Source organism: Pseudomonas sp. C11 (assembly GCF_034683865.1).
In the GTDB taxonomy this organism is placed as follows: domain Bacteria; phylum Pseudomonadota; class Gammaproteobacteria; order Pseudomonadales; family Pseudomonadaceae; genus Aquipseudomonas.
Genome location: NZ_JAWIIP010000001.1, coordinates 259184 through 283795, shown reverse-complemented (window position 1 = coordinate 283795; position 24612 = coordinate 259184). Strand labels below are relative to the sequence as shown.

General features: G+C 63.2%; 22 protein-coding genes and 1 pseudogene. 13 read left to right on the top strand and 10 right to left on the bottom strand.

From position 1 onward, the window contains the following. The first annotated feature begins 100 nt into the window (after nucleotides 1–100). Entirely contained in the window at nucleotides 101–1306 is a 1206-nt protein-coding gene (locus tag VC352_RS01230; RefSeq protein ID WP_322977760.1) for an NAD(P)/FAD-dependent oxidoreductase, read from the top strand. A 39-nt stretch (nucleotides 1307–1345) separates the two neighbouring features. Here VC352_RS01230 and VC352_RS01225 read toward each other — a convergent pair whose 3' ends face one another. Both VC352_RS01225 and VC352_RS01220 read right to left on the bottom strand, forming a co-directional pair. Further along, nucleotides 1346–2236 (bottom strand): chemotaxis protein, encoded by an 891-nt coding sequence (locus tag VC352_RS01225; protein WP_322977759.1) that lies wholly within the window; start codon nucleotides 2234–2236, stop codon nucleotides 1346–1348. Nucleotides 2237–2293: 57 nt separating this feature from the next. Further along, nucleotides 2294–3316, bottom strand: a complete 1023-nt coding sequence (locus tag VC352_RS01220; protein WP_322977758.1) for a zinc-dependent alcohol dehydrogenase family protein — start codon at nucleotides 3314–3316, stop codon at nucleotides 2294–2296. A 218-nt stretch (nucleotides 3317–3534) separates the two neighbouring features. Between VC352_RS01220 and VC352_RS01215 the strand changes: the two genes are divergently transcribed. The 4 genes from VC352_RS01215 to VC352_RS01200 all read left to right on the top strand — a co-directional run bounded on the left by VC352_RS01215 (nucleotide 3535) and on the right by VC352_RS01200 (nucleotide 10525). Beyond that, nucleotides 3535–4449 carry a LysR family transcriptional regulator gene (locus VC352_RS01215; RefSeq protein WP_322977757.1) on the top strand — a complete coding sequence of 305 codons (915 nt, stop codon included), beginning with the start codon at nucleotides 3535–3537 and terminating at the stop codon, nucleotides 4447–4449. 243 nt (nucleotides 4450–4692) lie between these two features. Continuing rightward, nucleotides 4693–5931 (top strand): multidrug efflux RND transporter periplasmic adaptor subunit MexE, encoded by a 1239-nt coding sequence (gene mexE, locus VC352_RS01210; protein WP_322977756.1) that lies wholly within the window; start codon nucleotides 4693–4695, stop codon nucleotides 5929–5931. A gap of 29 nt (nucleotides 5932–5960) precedes the next feature. Further along, nucleotides 5961–9140 (top strand): efflux RND transporter permease subunit, encoded by a 3180-nt coding sequence (locus tag VC352_RS01205; RefSeq protein WP_322977755.1) that lies wholly within the window; start codon nucleotides 5961–5963, stop codon nucleotides 9138–9140. Continuing rightward, the gene (locus VC352_RS01200; RefSeq protein ID WP_322977754.1) at nucleotides 9137–10525 is read left to right on the top strand and encodes a TolC family protein; all 1389 of its coding nucleotides are present in this window, start codon (nucleotides 9137–9139) and stop codon (nucleotides 10523–10525) included. Before VC352_RS01205 ends, VC352_RS01200 begins: the two co-directional genes overlap by 4 nt. Before the next feature lie 71 nt (nucleotides 10526–10596). Here the strand turns inward: VC352_RS01200 and VC352_RS01195 are convergent, their stop codons facing one another. The 3 genes from VC352_RS01195 to VC352_RS01185 form a co-directional block, all read right to left on the bottom strand. Further along, nucleotides 10597–12447: a diguanylate cyclase gene (locus VC352_RS01195; RefSeq protein WP_322977753.1), complete on the bottom strand. Its 1851-nt coding sequence runs from the start codon at nucleotides 12445–12447 to the stop codon at nucleotides 10597–10599. A gap of 99 nt (nucleotides 12448–12546) precedes the next feature. Next, on the bottom strand, nucleotides 12547–12969 hold the full coding sequence (locus tag VC352_RS01190; RefSeq protein WP_322977752.1) for an MAPEG family protein: 423 nt from the start codon (nucleotides 12967–12969) through the stop codon (nucleotides 12547–12549). Then, entirely contained in the window at nucleotides 12966–13292 is a 327-nt protein-coding gene (locus tag VC352_RS01185; protein ID WP_322977751.1) for a DUF2834 domain-containing protein, read from the bottom strand. Before VC352_RS01185 ends, VC352_RS01190 begins: the two co-directional genes overlap by 4 nt. A gap of 106 nt (nucleotides 13293–13398) precedes the next feature. Between VC352_RS01185 and VC352_RS01180 the strand changes: the two genes are divergently transcribed. Both VC352_RS01180 and VC352_RS01175 read left to right on the top strand, forming a co-directional pair. After that, nucleotides 13399–14211, top strand: a complete 813-nt coding sequence (locus tag VC352_RS01180) for a helix-turn-helix domain-containing protein (RefSeq protein ID WP_322977750.1) — start codon at nucleotides 13399–13401, stop codon at nucleotides 14209–14211. 28 nt (nucleotides 14212–14239) lie between these two features. Beyond that, nucleotides 14240–14587 (top strand): MmcQ/YjbR family DNA-binding protein, encoded by a 348-nt coding sequence (locus VC352_RS01175; protein ID WP_322977749.1) that lies wholly within the window; start codon nucleotides 14240–14242, stop codon nucleotides 14585–14587. On the opposite strand, the gene VC352_RS01170 is transcribed toward VC352_RS01175, so the two are convergent. The 3 genes from VC352_RS01170 to VC352_RS01160 all read right to left on the bottom strand — a co-directional run bounded on the left by VC352_RS01170 (nucleotide 14576) and on the right by VC352_RS01160 (nucleotide 17080). Continuing rightward, on the bottom strand, nucleotides 14576–15439 hold the full coding sequence (locus VC352_RS01170) for a hypothetical protein (protein ID WP_322977748.1): 864 nt from the start codon (nucleotides 15437–15439) through the stop codon (nucleotides 14576–14578). The two genes, VC352_RS01175 and VC352_RS01170, sit on opposite strands and share 12 nt — an antisense overlap. A gap of 100 nt (nucleotides 15440–15539) precedes the next feature. Beyond that, a complete protein-coding gene (locus tag VC352_RS01165; protein ID WP_322977747.1) occupies nucleotides 15540–16253 on the bottom strand; it encodes a DUF1294 domain-containing protein in 714 nt (237 codons plus the stop codon). Further along, nucleotides 16250–17080, bottom strand: coding sequence for an undecaprenyl-diphosphate phosphatase (locus VC352_RS01160; RefSeq protein WP_322977746.1), 831 nt, complete (start codon nucleotides 17078–17080; stop codon nucleotides 16250–16252). Before VC352_RS01160 ends, VC352_RS01165 begins: the two co-directional genes overlap by 4 nt. A 102-nt stretch (nucleotides 17081–17182) precedes the next feature. On the opposite strand from VC352_RS01160, the pseudogene VC352_RS25240 reads away from it, so the two are divergent. The 5 genes and pseudogenes from VC352_RS25240 to VC352_RS01140 all read left to right on the top strand — a co-directional run. Beyond that, nucleotides 17183–18085, top strand: a pseudogene (locus VC352_RS25240) (cache domain-containing protein); the annotation flags it as partial. Between the two features lie 123 nt (nucleotides 18086–18208). After that, the gene (locus VC352_RS25235; RefSeq protein ID WP_416340064.1) at nucleotides 18209–18943 is read left to right on the top strand and encodes a methyl-accepting chemotaxis protein; all 735 of its coding nucleotides are present in this window, start codon (nucleotides 18209–18211) and stop codon (nucleotides 18941–18943) included. 10 nt (nucleotides 18944–18953) lie between these two features. Beyond that, nucleotides 18954–19568: a hypothetical protein gene (locus tag VC352_RS01150; RefSeq protein WP_322977744.1), complete on the top strand. Its 615-nt coding sequence runs from the start codon at nucleotides 18954–18956 to the stop codon at nucleotides 19566–19568. 50 nt (nucleotides 19569–19618) lie between these two features. Beyond that, nucleotides 19619–20188 carry a nicotinamide riboside transporter PnuC gene (gene pnuC, locus VC352_RS01145; protein WP_322977743.1) on the top strand — a complete coding sequence of 190 codons (570 nt, stop codon included), beginning with the start codon at nucleotides 19619–19621 and terminating at the stop codon, nucleotides 20186–20188. Next, nucleotides 20185–20709 carry an AAA family ATPase gene (locus VC352_RS01140; RefSeq protein WP_322977742.1) on the top strand — a complete coding sequence of 175 codons (525 nt, stop codon included), beginning with the start codon at nucleotides 20185–20187 and terminating at the stop codon, nucleotides 20707–20709. The genes pnuC and VC352_RS01140 overlap by 4 nt, the downstream gene beginning before the upstream one ends. On the opposite strand, the gene VC352_RS01135 is transcribed toward VC352_RS01140, so the two are convergent. Both VC352_RS01135 and VC352_RS01130 read right to left on the bottom strand, forming a co-directional pair. Continuing rightward, nucleotides 20703–21170, bottom strand: coding sequence for a DUF3429 domain-containing protein (locus VC352_RS01135; RefSeq protein ID WP_322977741.1), 468 nt, complete (start codon nucleotides 21168–21170; stop codon nucleotides 20703–20705). The two genes, VC352_RS01140 and VC352_RS01135, sit on opposite strands and share 7 nt — an antisense overlap. A gap of 65 nt (nucleotides 21171–21235) precedes the next feature. Beyond that, entirely contained in the window at nucleotides 21236–22486 is a 1251-nt protein-coding gene (locus VC352_RS01130; RefSeq protein ID WP_322977740.1) for a sigma-54-dependent transcriptional regulator, read from the bottom strand. A 227-nt stretch (nucleotides 22487–22713) separates the two neighbouring features. Here VC352_RS01130 and VC352_RS01125 point away from each other — a divergent pair, with 227 nt between their 5' ends. Continuing rightward, on the top strand, nucleotides 22714–24588 hold the full coding sequence (locus VC352_RS01125) for a di-heme-cytochrome C peroxidase (protein ID WP_322977739.1): 1875 nt from the start codon (nucleotides 22714–22716) through the stop codon (nucleotides 24586–24588). Nucleotides 24589–24612 lie beyond the last annotated feature (24 nt).

Below are 24612 nucleotides of genomic sequence, written 5' to 3'. Positions count from 1 at the left end.
TACTTTTCAGCAATAATGGATCATTACACTGATCCAAGCCAACGCCAGAATCGCCCAGCAATCGATCGGAACTCATCCTTTCCCTGACTGGAGCGAAACCATGAAGCAACAGATCCTGATCATCGGCGCCGGCTTCGGCGGTATGTGGAGCGCACTCAGCGCCGTCCGCCTGCTGGATCGCCACCAGCGCCTCGACATAGCGGTCACCGTGCTGGCCCCGCAAGCCGAATTGCGTGTACGTCCACGCTTCTACGAAGCCGACCTGGCCACTACCGTCGCCCCATTGGGCCCGTTGTTCGATGCCGTTGGCGTGCGCTTCATGCAGGGCTGCGCGACCCGCATCGACAGCGCTGCACGTCGCGTAAGTTACCGAGACGCCAGCGGTAACAACGCCCATCTGCCTTATGACCGGCTAATCCTGGCCAGCGGCAGCCAGGTCTCACGCCCGCCTGTCGCAGGGATCGACCGTTTCACCTTCGATGTCGACAGCCTGGAGTCGGCGCAGAAGCTCGATGCTCATTTGCAGAGCCTGCGCCAGCAGCCGGACAGCCCGGCGCGCAATACCGTGGTGGTGGTTGGTGGCGGCTTCACCGGTATCGAAACCGCCATGGAAATGCCGGCCCGCCTGCGCGCCATCCTGGGCGAACAGACCGATATTCGCGTGATAGTGATCGACATGGCGAAACAGATAGGCGGCGCCATGGGCCAGGAGATCGCCACGGTGGTCGCGCAGGCCAGTGACCAGCTCAGCCTCACCTGGAAGCTCGGCAGCCCGGTTACACAGGTCGAGGCGGATGCTGTGGTGCTCGACAACGGCGAGCGTATCGCCGCCAGCACGGTGATATGGGCGGTCGGCGTGCAGGCCTCGCCGCTCACCCAGCAAATCACGGGCGAACGTGATTTGCATGGCCGCCTGCATGTCGACCGCAACCTCAAGGTGCTTGGCCAGGACGCGATCTACGCCACCGGTGACACGGCCTACGCGGCCGTAGACGATGCCGGCAACCATGCGCTGATGACCTGCCAGCACGCCATCGCCCTGGGACGTTCGGCGGGCAACAATGCCGCCGCCGATCTGCTCGGCGTGGCACCGATCCCCTACAGCCAGCCCAAGTACGTCACCTGCCTGGATCTCGGTGCCTGGGGCGCGGTGTACACCGAAGGCTGGGAACGCAAGGTGGTACTCACTGGCCAGGAAGGCAAGGCACTGAAGACGCAGATCAACACCGAGTGGATCTACCCACCAGCGGCCGAACGTGACACTGCACTGGCCGCTGCTGATCCACTGATTCCTGTGGTGGCCTGAAGACAGGTGCGTAACACCGTTAGAGATCGAGCGCGGACCTCAGCGCTCGCTCATATGACGGAAAGCATCCAGCGTGGCACGAGTCAGATCCACTGCGGAGAACTTGGTCAGCACGGCATTGGCGCCGACCAGGCGGGCTTTCTCGGTGTTCATGGTGCTGTCGAGGGAGGTGTGCAGGAGGACGTAGGTGCCACCGATGTCGTGGCTGCGGCGAATTTCCTGAACCAGGTTGTAGCCATCCAGCTCAGGCATCTCGATGTCCGACACCAGCAGCTCGAAGGGCATGCCGGCCTGCTGGTAATCATGCAGTTGCTGCAGCGCCGCCTGGGCGCTGCGCACGGCCGTGCAGTCCAAACCCAGTTGGCGCAGGACGTTGAGCGTCTGCTGCAGAGCAACCTGGGAATCGTCGACGATCAGTACGCGCCGGCCTTGGAGCAGTTGCGCGTCCTGTTGCTCCAGCAACTGGCCAACTGGTGCTTCTTCCACTGGAGGCGCGATGTCGTGCAGCACCTTCTCGATATCGAGCACCTGAACGATGCCGTCTTCGAGTTGCGTGACGCCGGTAATGAAGGCGCGACTGCCAGAGCCGGCAGGTGGTGGGCGCACGTCGCGGGTCGAGCACTGCACGATGCGCTCGACGTTCTTCACATGCAGGCCCTGACGCGAGCGGCTCAGCTCGGTGACGATCAGGCAGCCGTCATCTTCGCTGTTGCCGCCACGCTCGCCGATGGCGCTGGCCAGGTCGATCACCGTAACCGCCGAGCCACGCAGCGTGGCGATACCCAGGACATTGGGGTGACGGCTGGGCAGCTTGGTCAGGGGCGGACAAGGGATGATCTCGTTGACCTTGAGCAGGTTGATCCCGAGCAGCCTGCCGCTATGCAGACGAAACAACAATAGCGATAGCGCGTCGCCGGTGACGAGACTCATTGGGGGTTCCTTGAACTGTCGAAATCTAGGGGTATAGCGACCGCATGGCCGCGGACTTTAATCCGCAGCCAGCTTAAGCGCGACCCGCCCACGATCCGGGCAGGTTTCCATGTAACGGTGCGCAGCGACAAAATCGTTGAAATCGAACACCTTGTCGATCACCGGCGTCAGCAGGCGATCAGCCGTCATCTGGTTGATGTGCGTAAGGGCACGTTGCACGGCTTCGTCATTGGGCTCGATGCCCAACTCCGGACAGCCGGTGAAATCCAGCACGCAATGACGGAAGAACTGCAGGTGTTTCTTGAATGCGGCACAGGCCGGGAAAGCGGTGTCATTGCCACCGTTGTTGCCGTACAGAATCAGCTTGCCGCGTGGTGCGGCGATGTCGCCGAGCAGCTTCATCTGCGGGCCGGCACACTGATCGAGGATGACTTCGACACCCTTGCCCTCGGTGTAACGCTCGATCTCCAGCACCAGATCCTGCTCTTCGGTGACGATCACCTTGTCCGCTCCCAGCGAACGCAAGAACTCGCGGTCGTCCGGCGAGCTGGTGGAGACGACCACCTTCGCACCCAAGGCCTTGGCCAGTTGCACGGTCTGCGGTGCCAGGCAGCGGGACGCCTCGGTGATCAGCACATGCTGACCGGGCTTGAGGTGAGCAAGATCGATCAGAGCCAGGTAGCCGAACAGCAAGGCGCTGTAATGCACGCTGGCTTCGACCGGGCTGAGCACATCCGGGTAACGAGTCAGGGCATGCCGGGGCATCAATACCAGATCGCCCCAGGTCGGATAACGGTTAGGCGTGCTGGCGGGAAAACCCGCAACGGCGGTGCCGACTTCCAGGCCTTCTACGCCTTCGCCCAGCGCGGCCACGGTGCCAGCCAGTTCGAAGCCGGTACCGGCCGGCAACTTGGCCTGCTCGGCCGCCAGGTTCTGCCGCCACAACACGTCCTTCCAGCCCAGCCCGACGGCCTGCACGCGCACCAGCACTTCACCCGGACCGGGTACAGGCGTCGGAACCTCTTCGTACTGGAGCACATCGGCATCGCCGAACTTATGAAAACGGATCATGCGGGACATCGCTTACCTCGAGCTTGATCGCGGATTAACACTTCAATGACTGTGGACTCTATCCGCTGTGTGGCGGTGGCACTATCCGACTCTATCGATAGTCGTCATGCCTGTCAGTGATTCGGCGCCTTTCAATACGCCTCGCACTGCCCGTACTATTGCCGGGGCAAAGGCTCTCATTTGCACCGCCGTGCTGACAAGGCCCGTTTTCCTCGGATGGTATCTGGATGAATCGCAACGACCTGCGTCGCCTCGATCTGAACCTGCTGATCGTCTTCGAAACATTGATGCACGAGCGCAGCGTAACCCGGGCAGCAGAGAAGCTCTTTCTCGGTCAGCCAGCGATCAGCGCCGCGCTCGCACGCCTGCGCACCCTGTTCGATGATCCGCTGTTCGTCCGCACCGGCCGCAGCATGGAGCCGACTCCGCGTGCGCAGGAGATCTTCGCCCTGCTCTCGCCGGCCCTGGACTCCATCTCTACGGCGGTCAGCCGCGCCGCGGACTTCGACCCGGCCACCAGCAAGGCGGTATTTCGCATCGGTCTGTCCGACGATGTCGAGTTCGCGCTGCTGCCCGCCCTGCTCCGCCGTCTGCGCGCCGAAGCGCCTGGCGTGGTGCTGGTGATCCGCCGCACCAACTACCTGATGATGCCGAGCCTGCTGGCCTCCGGCGAAATCTCCGTGGGCGTGGCCTACACCGACGAGCTGCCCGCCAACGCCAAGCGCAAGGTGCTACGCCGCAGCAAGGCCAAACTGCTGCGCGCCGATTCCATACCTGGCGCACTGAGCCTCGATGACTACTGCGCCCGCCCCCATGCGCTGGTGTCCTTCGCTGGCGACCTCACTGGCTTCATCGACGACGAGCTGGCCAAGCTCGGGCGCAAACGCCACGTGGTGCTGGCCGTGCCGCAGTTCAACGGCCTCGGCACGCTGCTGGCGGAAACCGACATCGTCGCCAGTGTGCCCGACTACACCGCCGCCGCTCTGACCGCCGCCGGCGGCCTGCGTGCCGAGGATCTGCCGCTGCAAACCCAGACCTTCGAGCTGCACATGGCCTGGCGTGGCGCCCAGGACAACGATCCGGCCGAGCGCTGGCTGCGTTCGCGCATCCAGATGTTTTGTGGCGATCCGGACAGCCTGTAGCGCACTTCAGGCGTTACATTTAACCGATTGGCGAATGCCTCAGCGCATTACTGTTTTCAATGCAATGCGACACTGCTAACCCTCTCGCCCGCATGATGCTCCTCGATTCATCGATCACAGCAGCACTTCAAGCGCTCCATAATCATTGACGATGATATTGAACTTCATGGCGTTCGATTAGTCGCTCGCCATGCCTCGCCGCAGACTCCGCCCATTCACAAATCCGACTGGCGGAGTCACCCCATGGAACAGCATCACAAGAACATCTGGATATTCCCCCTGGCCCTCGCCGGCGCCCTGCTGCTGAGTGGCTGCGAGCAAGCGCCGCAAGCCCAGGCGCAGATGGCGGCGCCCAAGGTCAGCGTGGCCGAGGTCATCGAACAATCCGTCAACGAGTGGGACGAGTTCACCGGCCACCTGGAAGCGCCGCAATCGGTTGAGATTCGCCCACGTGTGTCCGGCTACATCGACCGCGTCGCCTTCGATGAAGGCAGCCTGGTGAAGAAAGGCGATCTGCTGTTCCAGATCGACCCGCGCCCGTTCCAGGCCGAGGTCAAACGTCTCGAAGCGCAGCTGCAACAGGCACGCGCCAACCAGGCTCGCGCCGTCAACGAAGCCCGTCGTGGCGAGCGTCTGCGCCAGAGCAACGCCATCTCCGCCGAACTGGCCGACGCGCGTGCCAGTGCCGCCACTGAAGCCCAGGCGCAGGTCGCGTCGATCCAGGCGGAGTTGGACAACGCCCGCCTCAATCTGGGCTTTACCCGCATCACCTCGCCTATCGACGGACGTGTCAGCCGTGCCGAAATCACGCGGGGCAACCTGGTGGGTGCCGGCGAAAGCCTACTGACCTCGGTGGTGTCCACCGACAAGGTCTACGCCTACTTCGATGCCGATGAGCGCGCCTTCCTCAAATACACCGAGCTGGCTCGTGAAGCCGGTACCGATGCTCGTGGCGCCAGCCCCGTGTACCTGGGGCTGTCCGACGAAGCCGGTCACCCGCATCTGGGCCAACTGGACTTTCTCGACAACCAGGTCAACCCACGCACCGGCACCATCCGTGGCCGCGCCGTGTTCGACAATCAGGACGGCCGCTTCACTCCGGGCCTCTACGCACGCCTGAAGCTGGTGGGCAGCAAGCCCTACGCCGCCACCCTGATCAAGGACGAAGCGGTCGGCACCGACCTGGGCAAGAAATACGTGCTGGTACTCGGCAACGACAATACCGTGGCCTACCGCCCAATCGAGCTGGGGCCGAAGCTCGAGGGCCTGCGCATCGTTCGCGGCGGCCTGAGCGAGGGCGAGAAGATCGTCGTCAACGGCCTGCAGCGCGCCATGCCGGGCGCCACCGTCGATCCGCAACCGGTGGCCATGGCCGATGCCGACACCCTGGCGCAACTGGCGCGCATGCGTGAAGCCGCCGCTGACAGCCAACCGCCACGCGTTGCCGCCGAAACCACCGCTACCCGCTCGCCGCGCGGCTGATCGCGCCTGCGCGACTTGAGGACAGAGCCATGAATTTCTCGCAATTCTTCATCCAGCGGCCAATCTTCGCCGCCGTGCTGTCGTTGCTGATCCTGATCAGCGGCGCCATCTCGTTGTTCCAGTTACCGATCAGCGAATACCCGGAAGTGGTGCCGCCCACCGTGGTGGTGCGCGCCAACTTCCCCGGCGCCAACCCCAAGGTGATCGGTGAGACCGTCGCCTCGCCGCTGGAGCAGGCCATCGTCGGCGTGGAAGGCATGCTCTACATGTCGTCGCAGTCGACCAACGACGGCAAGCTGACCCTGACCGTGACCTTCGCCCTCGGCACCGATCTGGACAACGCCCAGGTGCAGGTGCAGAACCGCGTCACCCGCACCATGCCGACGCTGCCCACCGAAGTGCAGCGCCTCGGCGTAACCGTGGACAAGGCCTCCCCCGACCTGACCATGGTGGTGCACCTGACCTCGCCGGATAACCGCTACGACATGCTCTACCTGTCCAACTACGCCGCGCTCAACGTCAAGGACGAGCTGGCACGCCTGGACGGCGTGGGCGACGTGCAACTGTTCGGCATGGGCAACTACTCGCTGCGCGTGTGGCTGGATCCGAACAAGGTAGCTTCGCGCGGGCTGACCGCCACCGATGTGGTCAATGCCATCCGCGAACAGAACCGCCAGGTCGCTGCCGGTGCCCTCGGCGCGCCGCCGTCGGACGCCGGCAACAGCTTCCAGCTATCGATCAACACCCAGGGCCGTCTGGTCAGCGAGGAAGAGTTCGAGAACATCATCATCCGCGCTGGCGACGACGGCGAAATCACTCGTCTGCGCGACATCGCTCGGGTCGAGCTGGGCTCCAACCAGTACGCCCTGCGTTCGCTGCTGAACAACCAGCCAGCCGTGGCCATCCCGGTGTTCCAGCGCCCTGGTTCGAATGCCATCGCCATCTCCGATGAGGTGCGCGCACGCATGGCCGAGTTGAAGCAGAGCTTCCCGCAGGGCATGGACTACGAGATCGTCTACGACCCGACCATCTTCGTCCGTGGCTCCATCGAGGCGGTGGTGCACACCCTGCTCGAAGCCATCGTGCTGGTGGTACTGGTAGTGATCCTGTTCCTGCAGACCTGGCGCGCCTCGATCATTCCGCTGGCCGCCGTGCCGGTGTCCTTGATCGGCACCTTCGCCGTGATGCACCTGTTCGGTTTTTCCCTCAACGCCCTGTCGCTGTTCGGCCTGGTGCTGGCCATCGGTATCGTGGTGGACGACGCCATCGTCGTGGTGGAAAACGTCGAACGCAACATATCCCTGGGCAAGTCACCGGTCGAAGCTACGCGCCAGGCCATGAAGGAAGTCACCGGCCCGATCATCGCCACTGCCCTGGTGCTGTGCGCCGTGTTCGTGCCGACCGCGTTCATATCCGGCCTCACCGGGCAGTTCTATCAGCAGTTCGCGCTGACCATCGCCATCTCCACGGTGATCTCGGCGATCAACTCGCTGACCCTGTCGCCGGCGCTGGCGGCCGTGCTGCTCAAGGATCACCACGCGCCCAAGGATGGTTTCTCGCGTCTGCTCGACAAGCTGTTCGGCGGCTGGTTGTTCGGCCCGTTCAACCGCGTATTCGACCGCGCCAGCCATGGTTACGTCGGCACCGTACGCCGCGTTCTGCGTGGCAGCAGCATCGCCATGCTGGTCTATGGTGGCCTGCTGGTGCTCGGCTACCTGGGCTTCTCCAGCACCCCGGCCGGCTTCGTGCCGCAGCAGGACAAGCAGTACCTGGTGGCATTTGCCCAACTGCCCGATGCTGCCACCCTCGACCGTACCGAGTCGGTGATCAAGCGCATGAGTGAGATCGCCGCCAAGTACCCGGGCGTGGAAAACACCGTGTCCTTCCCGGGCCTGTCGATCAATGGCTTCACCAACAGTCCGAACAGCGGCATCGTCTTCGTCACCCTCAAGGACTTCGACCAGCGCAAGGACAAAAGCCTGTCGGCTGGCGCCATCGCGGCCGCACTCAACGGCCAGTTCAGCGAGATCCAGGACGCCTACATCGCCATCTTCCCGCCGCCACCGGTACAGGGGCTGGGCACCATCGGCGGCTTCCGCCTGCAGATTCAGGATCGCGGCAACCTGGGCTATGAGGAGCTGTATACGCAGACGCAGAACATCCTCAACAAGGCCCGCCAGTTGCCGGAGCTGAACCCGATGTCGGTGTTCACCAGCTATCAGGTCAACGTGCCGCAGGTCGATGCCGCCATCGACCGCGAAAAGGCCAAGACCCACGGCGTGGCCATCAGCGACATCTTCGACACCCTGCAGGTGTACCTGGGTTCGCTGTATGCCAACGACTTCAACCGCTTCGGCCGCACCTATCAGGTCAACGTCCAGGCCGACCAGCAGTTCCGTCTGGAACCGGAGCAGATCGGCCAGCTCAAGGTGCGTAACAACCGTGGCGAGATGGTGCCGCTGTCGACCTTCGTCAAGGTCGATGACAGCGCCGGCCCTGACCGGGTGATGCACTACAACGGCTTCCTCACCGCCGAGATCAATGGTGCCGCCGCGCCGGGGTACAGCTCGGGCCAGGCCGAGGCCGCCATCGCCAAGTTGCTGGAGGAGGAATTGCCCAACGGCATGACCTACGAATGGACGGATCTGACCTACCAGCAGATCCTCGCCGGCAACACCGCCGTGTTCATCTTCCCGCTCTGCGTGCTGCTGGCCTTCCTCGTGCTGGCCGCCCAGTACGAGAGCTGGAGCCTGCCGCTGGCGGTGATCCTGATCGTGCCGACCGTACTGCTCTCGGCTATCACCGGGGTGATCCTGGCCGGTAGCGACAACAACATCTTTACCCAGATCGGCCTGATCGTGCTGGTGGGCCTGGCATGCAAGAACGCCATCCTCATCGTCGAGTTCGCCAAGGAAAAACAGGAAGAAGGCCTCGATCGCGTCGCCGCCGTGCTGGAAGCCTGCCGTCTGCGTCTGCGCCCGATCCTGATGACCTCCATCGCCTTCATCATGGGTGTGGTGCCGCTGGTACTGAGCTCCGGGGCCGGTGCCGAGATGCGCCATGCCATGGGTGTGGCGGTGTTCAGCGGGATGATCGGCGTGACCTTCTTCGGCCTGCTGCTGACGCCGGTGTTCTACGTACTGATCCGCGCCTTCGTGGAGAAACGCCAAGCGCGCAAAGCCACCCGCCTGCAGGAGGTACACGCATGAAGGCCTTCACCCCCGCCCTGCTCGCCCTGGCCCTGTCGGCCTGCGCCGTAGGCCCGGACTACCGGGCACCCGAAACCGACCCGGCGCGCATTGCCGCGCTGGAGGCCGGTGACTACGACCGCACACGCTTCGATGCGGCCTGGTGGCAGCAGTTCGACGACCCGACGCTGAACCAGTTGGTGCAGCGTTCGCTGGCGGACAACCGTGAGCTGCGCGTGGCCTTCAGCCGCCTGCGCGCAGCGCGGGCGATCCGCGATGACGTGGCCAACGACCGTCTGCCCACCGTCACCAGCCGCGCCAGCGGTGAGTTCGGCAAGGCCCAGCAGCCGCCGACCACCGAGCAGCGCGTGCGCCAGGAACGCTACGACCTGGGCCTGGACACGGCCTGGGAGCTCGACCTGTTCGGCCGCATTCAGCGCCAACTGGAGGCCAGTGAGGCGCGCATCGAAGTGGCCGAGGCCGACTACTACCAGATTCAGGTCAGCCTGATCGCCGAACTGGTGGATGCCTACGGCACGCTGCGCGGTGCGCAGTTGCGTGAACATATCGCCCTGGAAAACCTGAAGAACCAGCAGGAATCGCGCGCCATCACCGAACAACTACGCGATGCCGGTATCGGCAGCGAGCTGGACGTGCTGCGCGCCGATGCCCGCCTGGCGGCGGTGGAAGCCAGCGTGCCGCAGTTGCAGGCGCAGCAGGTGCGTGCGCGCAACCGCATCGCTACCCTGCTCGGCCAGCGTCCGGAGCAACTGGAGGTGGATCTGGCGCCCAAGCCGCTACCAGCCATCGCCAAGGCACTGCCGATCGGCAACCCGGCCGAGCTGCTGCGCCGACGCCCGGATGTGCAGGCGGCCGAACGGCAACTGGCGGCGGCTACAGCCGAAGTCGGTGTGGCCACAGCTGACCTGTTCCCCCGGGTGAGCCTGTCGGGTTTCCTCGGTTTCACCGCCGGACGCGGCTCGCAGCTTGGCGCCTCGGCTGCGCGGGCTTGGGCCGTGGCCCCAACTATCAGTTGGGCAGCCTTCGACCTGGGCAGCGTGCAGGCGCGCCTGCGCGGTGCCGAGGCTGAAGCCGATGGCGCCCTGGCGCAGTACGAGCAACAGGTGCTGCTGGCCCTGGAAGAATCGGAGAACGCCTTCAGCGACTACGGCAAGCGCCAGCAACGCCTGATCGCCCTGGTGCGCCAGGCCGAAGCCAGCCGTGCAGCGGCGCAGCAGGCGGCAATCCGTTACCGCGAAGGCACGGTGGACTTCCTCGTGCTGCTCGATGCCGAGCGTGAGCGCCTGGCCGCCGAAGACGCCCAGGCCTCGGCCGAGGTCGAGCTGTACAGCGGCATCGTCGCCATCTACAAGGCGCTCGGTGGCGGCTGGCAACCACAGGCCTGAAACGGCTCTCCCCGGTCGGCAGCCTTGCCGACCCTCCTCAGCCTCAGGCGCTTCGTGCTCCTGAGGCTTTTTTACGCGCCTGAATCACACTCCACGCGGTTACGCCCTTGCTGCTTGGCGCGGTACAGCGCAGCGTCAGCCCGCTGCACCAGAACCTGGGGCTGCATACCAGGCGTAACGGTCAGCGCGGCCACGCCGATACTGAGCGTCACTCGGGCTAAGGGTGAGCCCTGGTGCGGCAAATCCAGCGCAGCGACGGCATCAGCCAGTTTTTCCGCCAACAGGCGAGCACCGGCGAGATCGGTCAATGGCGCGAGCAGGACGAACTCCTCGCCGCCGTAGCGCGCCACCAGATCCGTAGAACGGCTGAGCGTGGCCTGCAATGCCTGGGCGATCTGACGCAGACAGGCATCCCCGGCGGGATGCCCATAGAGGTCGTTGTAGGGCTTGAACCAATCGACATCCAATACGACCAGGGCCAGCGGCGCCGAGCTGCGCTGAGCCTGGTGCCACTGCTGCTGCAACAGCTCGTCGAACTGCCGACGGTTGGCGATACCGGTCAGAGCGTCGGTCAAGCTCAGGGTTTCCAGGCGCTGGTTGAGTACCTGCAACTCCTCGGTGCGCTGGGCAACACGCTGCTCCAGTTCACGCTCGGAGCGCTGCAGGGTTTCCACCAGTTGCTCCTGGGCCAGCAGTAACTGTGCCTGGGTTTGCAGCTTTTCCTGGCGCATCACGTTGATCCGGTCGGCCAGGGCGAAGGCCAGCAGGAGCATTTCCAGGGATGAGCCCAGTTGCAGGCCGTCCTCGGTGAAGACATTGGTGGGCAGAATACCCATGGCCCGCAGGCTGGTAGAGGCGCCGCCAAGGATCAGCAGGCCGAAGGCGGCCAGGAAGAAATAAGCACTACGCTGCCGCTTCAATGCACAGGCCAGCGCGAGCCCGACCATGGCAACGGCCGCGAACAGGAAGGACAGGATGGCGAAATGGGCTACCTGGGGCAACGCCAGCACGTAGATGCAGGGGCTCAGCAGATAGAACAGGGTCATGCCCTGCAGCAGGCGATCCCCCCAGGGCAGCAACTTCTCCGTCTGCAGCATGCGTCGCATGAACATCATCAGCATGCTCAGCGACACCGCGCCGCTGGAGTAGTACATCACGTTGGAGTTAAGCGACTGACCGAACAGCGTCCAGTCCGGCGCCATGCCGTTCTTGATGGTCAGGCAGCACACGGCGCTCAGTACGAAGGTCACGTACAGCAGATAAATGCGATCACGCAGGGCGATGAACAGCATCAGGTTGAACAGGATCATCGCTACGGCAATGCCCACATAGCCGCTGCGCGCCATGTAGTCATCGCGCTCATGAACATGGAAAGCCTCCACCGACCACAGCTGCAACGGCACCAGCAAACCGATGCTCGATTGCACGCGCAGGTAAATCACCTGCTGCGAGTGCGCAGACAAGGTGACGGGGAAGACGAAGTTGCGATTGTCATAAGCCTTGGTGCTTTGCGGCCGGTCGGCACCGGTAAGCCAGCGGCGATAACCGCCCTGCCCATCCGGCACATAGGCGTCAACGAGGGAGATGCGCGGGTTGTTCACCACCACCAGGCGCGTCGTCGACTCATTACCAGGATTGTCGAGACCAAGGCGAAACCAGTAGGCCGAACGGGTGAAACCCAAGGCAAAGGCGGTGCTGGGTAGCTGCTCATGCTGAAAGCGCCCGGCCATCTCGTCCGAGCGAACGCTCTCCAGCGTCGCCTCACCCGTGACGTCCTCCAGCATGTCGACATGGGTGGTTAGCGACAGCGGCGATTGCTCGACCTGCGTGATGTCGACGAAGCTAACATCGGCCAGCGTCGACAGGGGCAACAGCAGGCCCAGCAACAGCCAGACGAAGCGGAAATGGCGAGCGATATTCATGGACGATGATGGCTCGCACGCTGCGCGGCGTGCTCATGGATATGGGAGTGCCTGGCAGTCTACAAGACCGCCCCGAAGCACGCCAAAACAGCAGGCACGTTACACACAGGCACCTGCGACCATCACGGCCAGTGCAAGCAGACATACCACTCCCACGCCATAGGCCAGAGTTCGCCATGGCTGCCAGCCGCTCAGGTAGGCCAAGGTGTGCAGGACACGGGCGCAGGTGAAAGCGACAAAGGCAGCAGCGCTCGCCTCCCCTGGAGCCTTCAACGCAATGGCCAGGGCGCCAAGCACGAAGAATGAGGGAATATTTTCCAGATCGTTCGCCCAGGCCTTGGCCGCATGCCTGACTTGGGGCAGTTCCTGGCTCCGTGCTTGCCGACCCAGAAAGGCAGCGTCCTCGGCGTTAACAAATGCCTTGTTCCGCAGGCGGAAATAGCCCTGATAACAGGAAATCGCCAGCATCTTCAAGAAAAGCACCACGACGCACAGGCCATATAGAGACTGGAGGCTGCTCATGCCCGCCCCCTTGACGAGAGCTGCTTGCGAAAACCTTCGACCACGATATAGGTCAACGGGCCAAGGGAGGCGAAAACTGCCGTCAACGCGAGATATGGCAGTATCGCCAGCAGTGAACGGCCTTTGCCTCGTGCATCCCGATACATCCAGAGCGCTGCCAGCGAGGCCAGCAGATAGAGATCGATGACGACCTGAGCGGTGTCGGGCCGCGACAGCAGCTCCAGGCCGAACGCCAACAGCGATTGCTCGCTGATCGCGATGCTCCAGGCGGTATAGAAGGAAAATGCCAGCAAGGCGAAGAGCGCGAAGTAAGGTCTGTTCATCACAGGCTCCTGATCGAAGTCTGAGACACATTAGTGATAAGGTCGCGACGGCTCTATGACCTGTCAGGTCATGGAGCGCGCCTCGATGAACTGCAAGAGTCCGTGCATGAACGCTCATCTGCCGCCTCGAATGCCTGCGAAACCGGTTGGACTGCAACTGCGCCAGTTACGCAGACAGGCTGGCCTGAGCCAGCTCGACCTGGCCTTGATCACGGGCATTTCCCAGCGCCATCTGAGCTGCATCGAAACGGGTCGAGCCAGACCAAGCCCTGCGACCCTGCATGCCCTGCTGATGACCCTCGAAACACCACTGGAACAATGCAACGCCGCGTTCCTGGCGGCCGGTTACGCCCCACGTTATGGCGCAGCGGCACTCGATTCGCAGGCGCTCGATGCCATTCGTGGCGCCATCGACCATGTGCTGCAGGCCAACAACCCAGCCCCGGCAATCCTGCTGGACAGCCAGTGGCAGGTATTGGCCGCCAACGCCAGCACAGCGGCACTGTTCAGGCTTCTCGAACTGCCGATGACTAGCGTCGAAGGGCTCAACCTGCTAGCCACGCTGCTGCAGCCAGGCGGCCTCGGTGATCACCTGCTCAATGCCGAAGAGATCCGCGCCGTGGCCTGGCAACGTGCATCCCGCGAGGCACTGGAAAACCCGGACTTGGCGAAGCTGCTGGAAAACCTATCCCCGCCCTGCGCACCGACGACGCTGTCGCAGGCGTCACCGCCACTGGTGATGACCCGTATCGAGTCGCCGCAAGGAACGCTGAGCTTTCTCTCCACCTTCACCACGTTCGGTATGCCGTTGGACATCACGGTTGCCTCGTTGCGCATCGAGCACCTGATCCCAGCCGATCCGCAGACCTGGCAAGTGATGACCCAGGCCCATGAACGCGTGGAGGCCCCCTCGTCCTGATCGAGAGCTCATCATCCGGAGTACGCCCATGACACCCGACCAGATCGCCCGTTTCTGCCTGAACCTGCCCGGTGCCCGTGAAGACCTCAAATGGGGCAGCAACCGGGTGTTTTCCATCGCCGGAAACAAGATGTTCGCGATCCTCGACTTCCTCGGTGAGGATCTCGCGTTCAAGGTCGACAACGACCTGTTCCTGGGTTACGTGGATCGCCCTGGAATCCGTCCGGCGCCCTACCTGGCACGAGCGCACTGGGTCAGCATGAGCGCGCGCCAGTTGCCGCTGGGTGAGGCGGAACTGTGCGAACTATTGACCCGCTCGCATCAATTGGTGGTACGCCGCCTGCCCAAGCGCCTGCAACCGGGGCTATTGCTGTAGAAGCTCTGGCATTTCCAGGCGAATGACTCGCCGCTGTTGCAGGTTCACCGGCGGCTCGAAGACTTGGTGGTAGTACGCCTTGGCCAGACGCTTTATCAGCCCCTTGCGCTGTGCCTGCGGCAGCAGTTCCTGCAGCAAACGATGCAGCTCCGGGCGCGCTGGGGAGACGTAGAGAATGTGATCCTGCGCGTAGGTGAATACCAGATTCTGCTCCACCTTCAACTCGTCGTGCTGCCTCCATTCGAGTGCCATTTCGTGAGCACCGCGAGGCAGATAATCGATCCGCCGCGCAGGTGCGGCCAGCATGCGGTAGAGCCGTTTCCAGTCACCGTCGATGGTCGCCACCGGCAGGCCGTTGGCTTCCCAGATGGCTCGATCCGCCCAGGCCGTGCCCATGCCTGCCACCTGCTGCAGGGCACGGAAATCGTCCAGGCTCTGCACCGGGTCGTACAGCGCCTGGCTGCCACTGGGAATGAACAGGATGCGCTGGTTGACCAGGTTGTCGGTCATGGCCACGCGGACGGGCAGAAACCTGCGATCACGTTCGGCCGTTGGCCCAAGGATCAGTACGCTGATATCGCCACGTTGCAGCATGAGTTCCAGGCGCGTCATCGGCAGGTTGCCAAGCTCTCGCACAGTGGCTGAATGCTCCCCGAGGGCCAGGGTCTGTTCGAGCACCATACGGGTATAGGCAACCGACTCAGGTGTACCGCCCAGGCTCAGTTGCACCGTCGCAGAGGCTTGCAGCGAACCAAGGAAGCCACCCAGTAGAAACAGTCCCAGCGCATGGATACAGAGCCCAAGGCGCTGGGCGATACGGGCTTTGCCCGGGTTTCTTGTTATTGTTTTCATGACAACGTTGCTCTCGCCAGGCAGGCGGAATCGGTCACAGGCAGACTCCGAGCCTCAACATAGCCGCTTGACACGCTGCAAGGCCAGCGTGCCCATCTGGCTACGGCATGAGCAACGGGATGTGCCGGGCAATGTAGACGCCGTCGAACAACAACAGATCGATCCAGAACACCTGATGCGCGGCCACGATCAGCCAGAAGACAGACTGATAGGACGCCTTGCGCGTCTTGTGGCGAAAGGTCTGCTGCGCAATCAGCGCGCCAGGCCAGCCACCCGCCAGCTCGACCAGATGCAAGGTCTGCTCCGGCGTACGCCGCCCGCCTTGCTGTGCGCTGCGCTTGTCCATCCAGTACTGCAGGAAGCTGATCAGGCTGGCGCCGAGGTACAGCGGCAATAGCCACCATAAGGTGCCGCGCAGTTGCAGCGCAGCGCCGAACAGCGGCAGCGCACACAGCAGCACGAACAACACCGCCTTGGCGGTGAAATGACGGATGGGGCCTTCAACCTGACTGCGTCGCTTGGCGCGCGGCGCCTTGCTTGGCGCACTGGCTTTGGCGCTCTGCCTGGTCGGTTTGCGGCGGATTGCCTGGCGATCCAGGCTCAACTCACCGGCCAGGCGCATGTGCTCGGCACGCGGCCTGCCCTGCCCATCGCGCCCCTCGACATAGAGCACGTCATCGCCAGCCTGGGGCCGCCGCTCTCCGCGCATCACCGAGACATGGGCGAACAGCTCGGTACCGCCGTCTTGCGGCTGGATGAAGCCGAAGCCCTTGTCGTCGTTCCAGCTTTTCAGGCGTCCCTGGCGTTCCTTCACGGTTGCGCGGTGCTCCAGTCGATCAGATGCAGTTGCCAGGTCGCCAGAATCACCAGGCCAAAGGCGATGCGGTACCAGGCGAATACGGCGTAGCTGTGATTGGCGATGAACTTGAGCAGCACGCGCACGGTGATCATCGCCACGATGAAGGTGGTGACGAAGCCGATGGCGAAGATCGGCAAATCCGAAAGCTGCAGGATGTGGCGATACTTGAACAGCGAATACACGGTCGCCGCGACCATGGTCGGCATCGCCAGGAAGAACGAGAACTCGGTGGCCGCCTTGCGTGACAGGCCGAAGACCAGGCCGCCGATGATGGTCGCGCCGGAACGCGAGGTGCCGGGGATCAGCGCCAGGCATTGGGCGAAGCCGACTTTCAGGGCCAGGCTCCAGGTCATGTCGTCGACCGTTTCAGCCTTGATCGCGTGCTGACGCTTCTCAGCCCAGAGCATGATCACCCCACCGACGATGAGCGCCGTGGCCACGGTGATCGGGTTGAACAGCCAGTGTTCGATGAGACTGGCGAACGCCAGGCCGAAGACCACGGCAGGGATGAACGCCAGCAGCAGGTTGAGGGTGAAACGCTGCGCCTTGCGCTCCCTCGGCAAGCCCCAGATCACGCCCAGTACGCGGGCACGGAACTCCCACATCACCGCCAGGATGGCACCCAGCTGAATGATGATCTTGAACGCGGTGGCGGTTTCACCATTGAAGCCCAGCAGGTCACCCACCACGATCAGGTGGCCGGTGCTGGAAATTGGCAAAAACTCGGTTAGACCTTCGACTACGCCCAGAATCAGGGCCTGAAAGGCCAGCCAGATATCCATCATTCCCCCAGAAGTCGCGGCAAATGCCAAAAATAGTAGAAGCGTTGTCCCGGCGCTGGGACAGAGGCCTACCGCAGAGGTTCCTTGCAACGGTCTGGCTCGATGAAGATTCAGCTTCCCTGCCACGCTGCCGAAATGCTATCAGAGAACCCGAGTAAAAGAGCGCTCCGCTTCAGTACAGCGCTTTTTGGATCTCCGAGCATAACGACAAAAAACGGGGAATCACCCATGAACAGTTTGCGCAGTATCCCCATCAGCCGTCGCCTCTGGCTGATCCTTGCCCTGGCCATCTGCATGCTGGTGGTGCTTGGCTGCTTCATGCTGCAACAGATCAACACCGACCTTTACGCCGGCAAGTCGGAAAAGACCGAGCATGTGGTGCAGACCGCTGCCGGGATTCTCAAGTATTACCAGGGGCTCGAAGCCGCCGGCACGTTGAGCCGGGATGAAGCCCAGAAGCAGGCCATGGCAGTGATCCGCGAGCTGCGCTACGACGGCCAGGAGTACTTCTGGATCAACGACCAGCAGCCGGTCATGATCATGCACCCGACCAACCCCAAGCTTGAGGGCCAGAATCTGTCGGGTCTGAAGGATCCGGACGGCAAGGCACTGTTCAACGAGATGGTGGCCATCACGCGCAGTCAGGGTGCCGGACACGTGGACTACCGCTGGCCCAAGCCTGGCGCCAGTGAGCCAATTCCGAAGATTTCCTATGTGGAGTTGTTCAAGCCCTGGGGCTGGATCATCGGCTCTGGCGTTTACGTCAACGACGTACAGGCCGAGTTTCGCACCCAGGCGCTGAAGGCATCGGCCATCGGCCTGTCGATTGCCGTGCTGCTGGCCGCTCTGGTCTTGCTCATCTCGCGCAGCATCTCGCGCCCGCTGCAGGATGCCGTGGCGGCCATGGCCAATATCGCCAGTGGCGAAGGCGATCTGACGCGCAACCTCGACACTCACGGCCGTGACGAGCTCACCGCACTGGCAGGCCATTTCAACGTCTTTACCGACAAGCTGCGGGGTGTCATCCGCCAGTTGCTCGACTCCTCCAGTTCCCTGGATCAGGCGGCACGTAGCCTGGGCGACATATCCAGCGAAGCGCAGCTGCATAGCCAGCAGCAAGCACAGCAGATGGAGTTAGTGGCCACCGCCGTCAACCAGGTGACCTATGGTGTACAGGACGTAGCCAAGAATGCCGAGCAGGCGTCCAGCGAAGTTCACACAGCCGAGGATCAGGCCAGCCAGGGGCAACAAAGCATCGATGCCAGCCTGCAGCAGATCGAGCAGTTGTCCGGCACCATCGCCAAGGCGGTCGAGGTGATTCAGTCGCTGGCCACCGAGAGCACGCAGATCGGCGGTGTGCTGGAGGTGATTCGTTCGATCGCCGAGCAGACCAACTTGCTCGCGCTCAACGCCGCCATCGAGGCGGCGCGTGCCGGTGATCAGGGCCGAGGTTTCGCCGTGGTGGCCGACGAGGTGCGCCTGCTGGCCCAGCGTACGCAACAGTCCACCTCCGAGATCCAGACCATGATCGAGCGCCTGCAGAACAACTCCGAGGCGGCGGTCAAGGTCATCAACGACAGCAACCAGGCCTCCCAGCGGACTATCGAACAGGCCAGCCTGGCTGGCCAGAGCCTGACTCAGATCACCCAATCGCTGCGCAACCTGACCGGTCTAAACGCCTCGATCGCCAGTGCTACGCTGCAGCAGACACACGTCGTTGACGACATCAACCGTAACGTCACCCAGACGGCCAGCCTTGCCCGGAACACGGCAGAAGCGGCCGAGCAGTCAAGTGCCGCCAGCCAGCACCTCAAGCAGTTGGCCGAGCAGATTCATCGCTTGCTTGGCCAGTTCCGCGTGTAGAGAGAAGCTCATGAGCACAATGGAACACCAGGAAGTCGACTTCAGCAGGCCGCAGAACCAGGATCTGGTCTGGGATCTCGACAGCATGGCGCGCCGTGAACTGGCGGAACGCTTCATCAAGCTGTTCGAGAACCGCCTGTGCGTCTACTCCGAGTCGGTGGGCCAGCTCTACACCAACTACAGCCTGCACTTTCCCAGCGAGCTGGGGCGCAAGATGGTTGTGTTGCCCAACCCCTATGCCTTTCATGACACCTTGCACGGCATCGACGCCCAGGCCATTCGCAAGACCGGCCTGTGCGTGTTGCCAGGCAAGGTGCAAGGCAAGGCGGGCCTGTTGCTCAGCACGCAGATCAAAGGGCAAGGCCCGGCCCCACGGTGCATGCCATTCAAAGCGGCCCTGGCCCAGATCATCAGCCAGCAGAAAAAGGTCGGCGACCTGTTCCTGCCGGTGCTGGTCAAAGGCGACCTGCGTGAATTCAACCAGCAGATGCCCTACCTGCATCTGCACAGGCTGCAGGTGGCGCGATTGACGCGGCTGTCCAGTTTCGAGCGCGACGACATCCAACACACCATCACGCGCAAGCTGCTGCTTCTCTATCGTCAGGCCGACAGCCTGGTGTGCTGAGCCCGCCAGCCCGCTACAATCGCGCCCCGCCTTTTTCCTGAGGATGCCGGATGTCCTGGCTCGAACTCGTTGCTGCCGCTCTCGGCATCGTCTCGGTGTGGTTGACCGTACGCCAGAACGCCTGGTGCTGGCCCATCGGCCTGGTGATGGTGCTGCTCTATGCCTGGCTGTTCTTCGACTGGCGTCTGTACTCCAACCTGTTGCTGCAGGTGCTGTTCGCCGCGTTGCAGATTTATGGCTGGTGGCAGTGGACACGCGGCGGTGAGCGCCACGACGGCCGCCAGGTCAGCCTGTTGCCCGCTGCCGGTGTGACAAGGGATCTGGCGGCGGGTGTTGCCGGCGCCCTGCTGCTCGGCTACCTGATGGCCAGTTTCACCGATGCCAGCTCGCCTTGGCTGGATGCTGCGCTGACTGCATTCAGCCTGGTGGCGCAATGGTGGATGGCGCAGAAGCGCCTGCAGTGCTGGGCCCTGTGGATCGTAGTCGATCTGTGCTACGTGGCCTTCTTCATCGCCACGGATCTGTACCTGACTGCCGGCCTCTACGCGGCCTTCACCTTGCTGGCCATCAGCGGCTGGCTTGGCTGGCGCCAGGATCCTGCGCTACGCGGCGCGGCATGAAGGTCATCGTCCTGACCGGCCCGGAGTCGGCCGGCAAGAGCTGGCTGTCGGGGCTTATCGCCGAGCGCTTTGGCGGCGTGGTGGTCGGCGAATACGTTCGCCACTTCATCGAGCAGGAGCAGCGTGATACCTGCTACGCCGACATCCCGGTGATCGCGCGCGGACAGTTGGCCTGGGAAGATCAGGCGCGCGCCCAGCGCCCGCCGTTGCTGATTCTGGATACCCATCTGCTGAGCAACATCCTCTGGAGTCGCAGCCTGTTCGGTGCGGTACCGGATTGGCTGGAAAGCGAGTTGCTTAGCCGTCATTACGACCTGCACCTGCTTCTCGACCCACGCGACGTGCCCTGGGTTCAGGATGGGCAGCGCTGCCAACCGGAACTGGCCGACCGCCTGGCATTCCACCAGGCCTGCCGGGACTGGCTGGAAGCCACGGGTCAACGCTTCAGCGCGATCAGCGGCGACTGGCTGCAACGGCGACACCAAGCACTGCAGCAGGTCGAGGCGCTATTGGCTCAGTGACGCAGCACGCTGGCCCAAGCCACCAGCAGGCTGAGGCACACCACCCACGTCAGCGGTTTGCGCAACAGCGGGTACCAGCGCGGTGCCAATCCGATCCTGACCGCATGCAGATCAGCCAGGTACAGGCCGATGAAGGCCAGCAGGAAGATCGGTAGCACCAGCCCCACCATCAAGCCACTGGACAGCGCCAGCCACCCCAGCAGCGGCGGAATCACCGAAAGCCCCAGTTGCAGTTGGGCACGACTGTCCGCTGCCTCCGCACGCATCGCCAGCCCCCAATGAATCGCGCCCATGAAGGCCAGGATCACGGCGGCATAGTCGAGCAGCGCAGCGAGCACGAACGCACGCCAACCGAGCGGTATCAGCCAGATACCCAGGGCGCCACCGATAAAGGGAAGCAAGCCGGCATAACCGAGCATTAGGGCCAGGCGTGGCGGTTTTTCGGCATCGAAGGGATGCATGGGGAATTCCTTGCGCGAGACGAGTTACAGCACATTAGCAGCGTTGCCTGGCTGCTGCTGCGTGATCAGCGCATCCGGTGCTTGTGCAGCAACCGATAGAAGGTCGGCCTCGACACCCCGAGCGCCCGCGCGGCCTGGCTCATGTTGCTGGAATAGCGCGTCAGCGCATCGTTGAGCGCCTGGCGTTCGGCACGCAACACGTAATCGGCCAGGGTGTTACCGCTGTCGTCCAGAAGCGAAGGCGCTGCCAGTTGCAGATCCTCGGCCGCCATCTGCCGCCCTTGGGCACTCACCAGCGCGTGCAGGACGCGATTACGCAGCTCATCGAGATTGCCCGGCCAGAGGTGCTCAAGCATGGCCTCGATGGCATCGTCGGCAAACAGGCCCTCGAAGCGATTCGATCCCGCGCCATAGCGCTTGGCGAAATGCTCGGCCAGTAACAGGATATCGCCGCGCCGGCTCCTGAGCGGCGGAACCTCGATTTGCAAGCGTCCCAACTCGCCGTACAACGGCTCGAGAAAACGTCCGGCGGCAACGGCCGCGGCCAGTTCACCCTGCTCCAGCGTCAGTACCCGTGCCGCAGGCGCGCGACGAAGGTAATCGAGCAGCTTCTCCTGCAACAGCACGGGCATGGCGTCAGCCCCTTCGAGCACCACGCTGGTGCCCGGCTGCCGGAGTGCCCCCACGGATTCATCGAATAGACGTACGTGCAGTTGCTCGACGGCAAGCGCACGGCAATCCAGCTCGACCAGAGGATCGTTGGCGTGAGCGGATCGGCCATGAAGCAAGCGCGCCAACAACGACTTGCCACTGCCCGTCTCGCCACGGATCAGCACGGGCGCCGACTGCGTGGCGTGCTGCTCCACCTGGCGTCGCAAGGTGCGCACCTGGCTGCTGTTGCCAATGAGCTGAGCCACCTGGCATTCCGCCAGACGCCGCTGCAGACGGGTGCACGCACGCGCCTCACGCAGCGCCTCATGCAAACCGTCCAGCCCCTGTGGCAATAGCACCTGTTCGACGCAACCGGCAGCGAAAAACGCCCCCTGGTATGCGTCGAACGGTTGTCTTTCATCGAGCGCGGCAACCCAGCACCAGCCACTGCGCCGCAGCACGCGCAGAATCTCAGGCAGCGCAGCGGCGGAGTCGGCATCGAGGCGAACCAGGGCAACGTCGACCGCGTACTGTGCCGCCTCGGCCAGGCTGGCTTGCTCCACGGCCCATCCATGTGCGTGCAGACGCGGCAGCAGAGCCGCGCAATCGGCAGTGGGATTAATCAACAGCACCGGGTGATACGCGGCGAACGGAGCCTCGGACATATTCCTTCCTTGGCGCCAGTATTTTGTAAAACCAATAAAAACAATATGTTGGCGCGCTTAGCTGTAAAACTAGCAATTACTTTGACACCTCTTGGAACGTTTCTCTATATCCATGCTTCCCGTTGGTTATTGCGAGCACCGGGTTATTTGCCTGATGGCAACTTGCCAAGTGCGCAATGGATTGGCATAACAGCGCAATTCATAAGAACGCCACAAGGAAGTCCCCGATGCGCATGCTCCGCCGTATCATCAAACTTGTCCTGGCAATGGCGCTGATCCTGCTGGCCGTGGTGCTCTACTACGTCGCCTACCCCAACCTGCCGGCCTATGAAAAGCCCGAGCAGCTGCATTACCTCGATCAATGGAGCGAGGCGCAACGCCAGACCTACTACTACACACCGCAAGGCACCCAGGTTAAGGGGCTGCGCTACGAGTGGTTCACGGCGCTGGAATTGCCCTTCGGCACGGACAAGTTCGCCCGCCCCGAATACCTGGCCCGATTCGGCTTTCTGATCGACCCGCAGCAACAGCCAACGGTGCTCAACCCTGGCAACCTGCCGGTCGGGTTCACCCGCCACCAGGATGACGAAAACGGCGAGCGCTTCCTCGATATCAGCTGCGCGGCGTGCCATACCGGTGAGCTGCGCTATCGTGGCCGGGCCGTGCGCATCGACGGCGGTGCGGCGCTGCACTCGCTGGCCTCGACAGTGCCAACCCTGCGTGGCGGCGGCTTCGGCCAGGCACTCGGCATGAGCATGGCCTTTACCTACTACAACCCGCTGAAATTCCGCCGCTTCGCCCGCGAGGTTCTGGGCGACCAGTATCCGCAAGGGCGCGAGCGTTTGCGTGAGGATTTCAAACAGGTACTCGATACCCTGCTGGGCACCGCCGCCAATGACTGGCATCGCGGGCTCTACCCCACCGAAGAAGGCTTTGGCCGCACCGATGCCTTCGGGCGCATCGCCAATACCGTGTTCGGCGGCGCCATCGACGAGGCCAACTACCGCGTTGCCAATGGCCCTGTGAGCTATCCGCAGCTCTGGGATATCTGGAAGTTCGACTGGGTGCAGTGGAACGGCTCGGCCATGCAGCCGATGGCCCGCAACATCGGCGAAGCGCTGGGCGTGGGAGCCACTCTGCAGTTGCTCGATACCCACGGCCAACCCATTGCCGAGGCCGATCGTTATGCCTCCAGCGTTCGCCCGCAGGATCTCTACACCCTCGAAGAGACGCTCAAGCAACTCAAGCCGCCGCACTGGCCGGAACAGGTGCTGGGCAACATCGATCTGCCCCTGGCCAGCCGTGGCAAAGCCCTGTTCAAGGAAAACTGCGCCTACTGCCACGCGCCCGATCCCAAGCCGAAAGATCAGCGCCTGGCGCCCTCGCGCGATCCGGAGTGGCGCATGCATATCGTGCCGACCAGCGTGGTCGGCACCGACCCGACTACGGCCGACAACATCGCTGACCACCGTTTCGACATCAGCCGCCTGGGCTGGACCAAGGCCGAGTTGAGCCGGCTTGACGTCAAGCTATTCGGCGCCAGCCTCGACGACGTCGACTTCAAGAGCATCTCCAGTGCCAAAGGGTTGGCCTACATCACCGCCTACGTGGAGAACCGTGCCTATCAGGACGCCGGCATCCAGCCCCCTCAGCGTCAGCAGATGGATGGCTACGGTCTGCCCATCGGCGTGCGGGAGTTGCGCGGCTACAAGGCGCGCCCGCTGGACGGCATCTGGGCGACGCCCCCCTTCCTGCACAACGGCTCCGTACCGACGCTGTTCCAGTTGCTCTCGCCTGTCTACGAGCGGCAGAGCAGCTTCTGGGTCGGTAACTTCGAGTTCGATCCCAAGTTCGTTGGCTTCCAGACGGAAAAATTCCCGGGCGGCTTCTTCTTCGACACGAGCGTGACCGGCAATGGCAATGGCGGCCACGAGTTCCGTGACGGTTGCCGCCAGCAGGGCGTGATCGGCCGCGCTCTGGCGCCGGAAGAACGCTTCGCGCTGATCGAATACCTCAAGGTGCTGGGCAACGAACGCCTGGAGGCGCAGTTGGGCGAGGTTCCGGCTCGCTCATGGACACCGGGGCCGAGCTGTGAAGGCTGATACCTGCGACTCACGAAAACGATA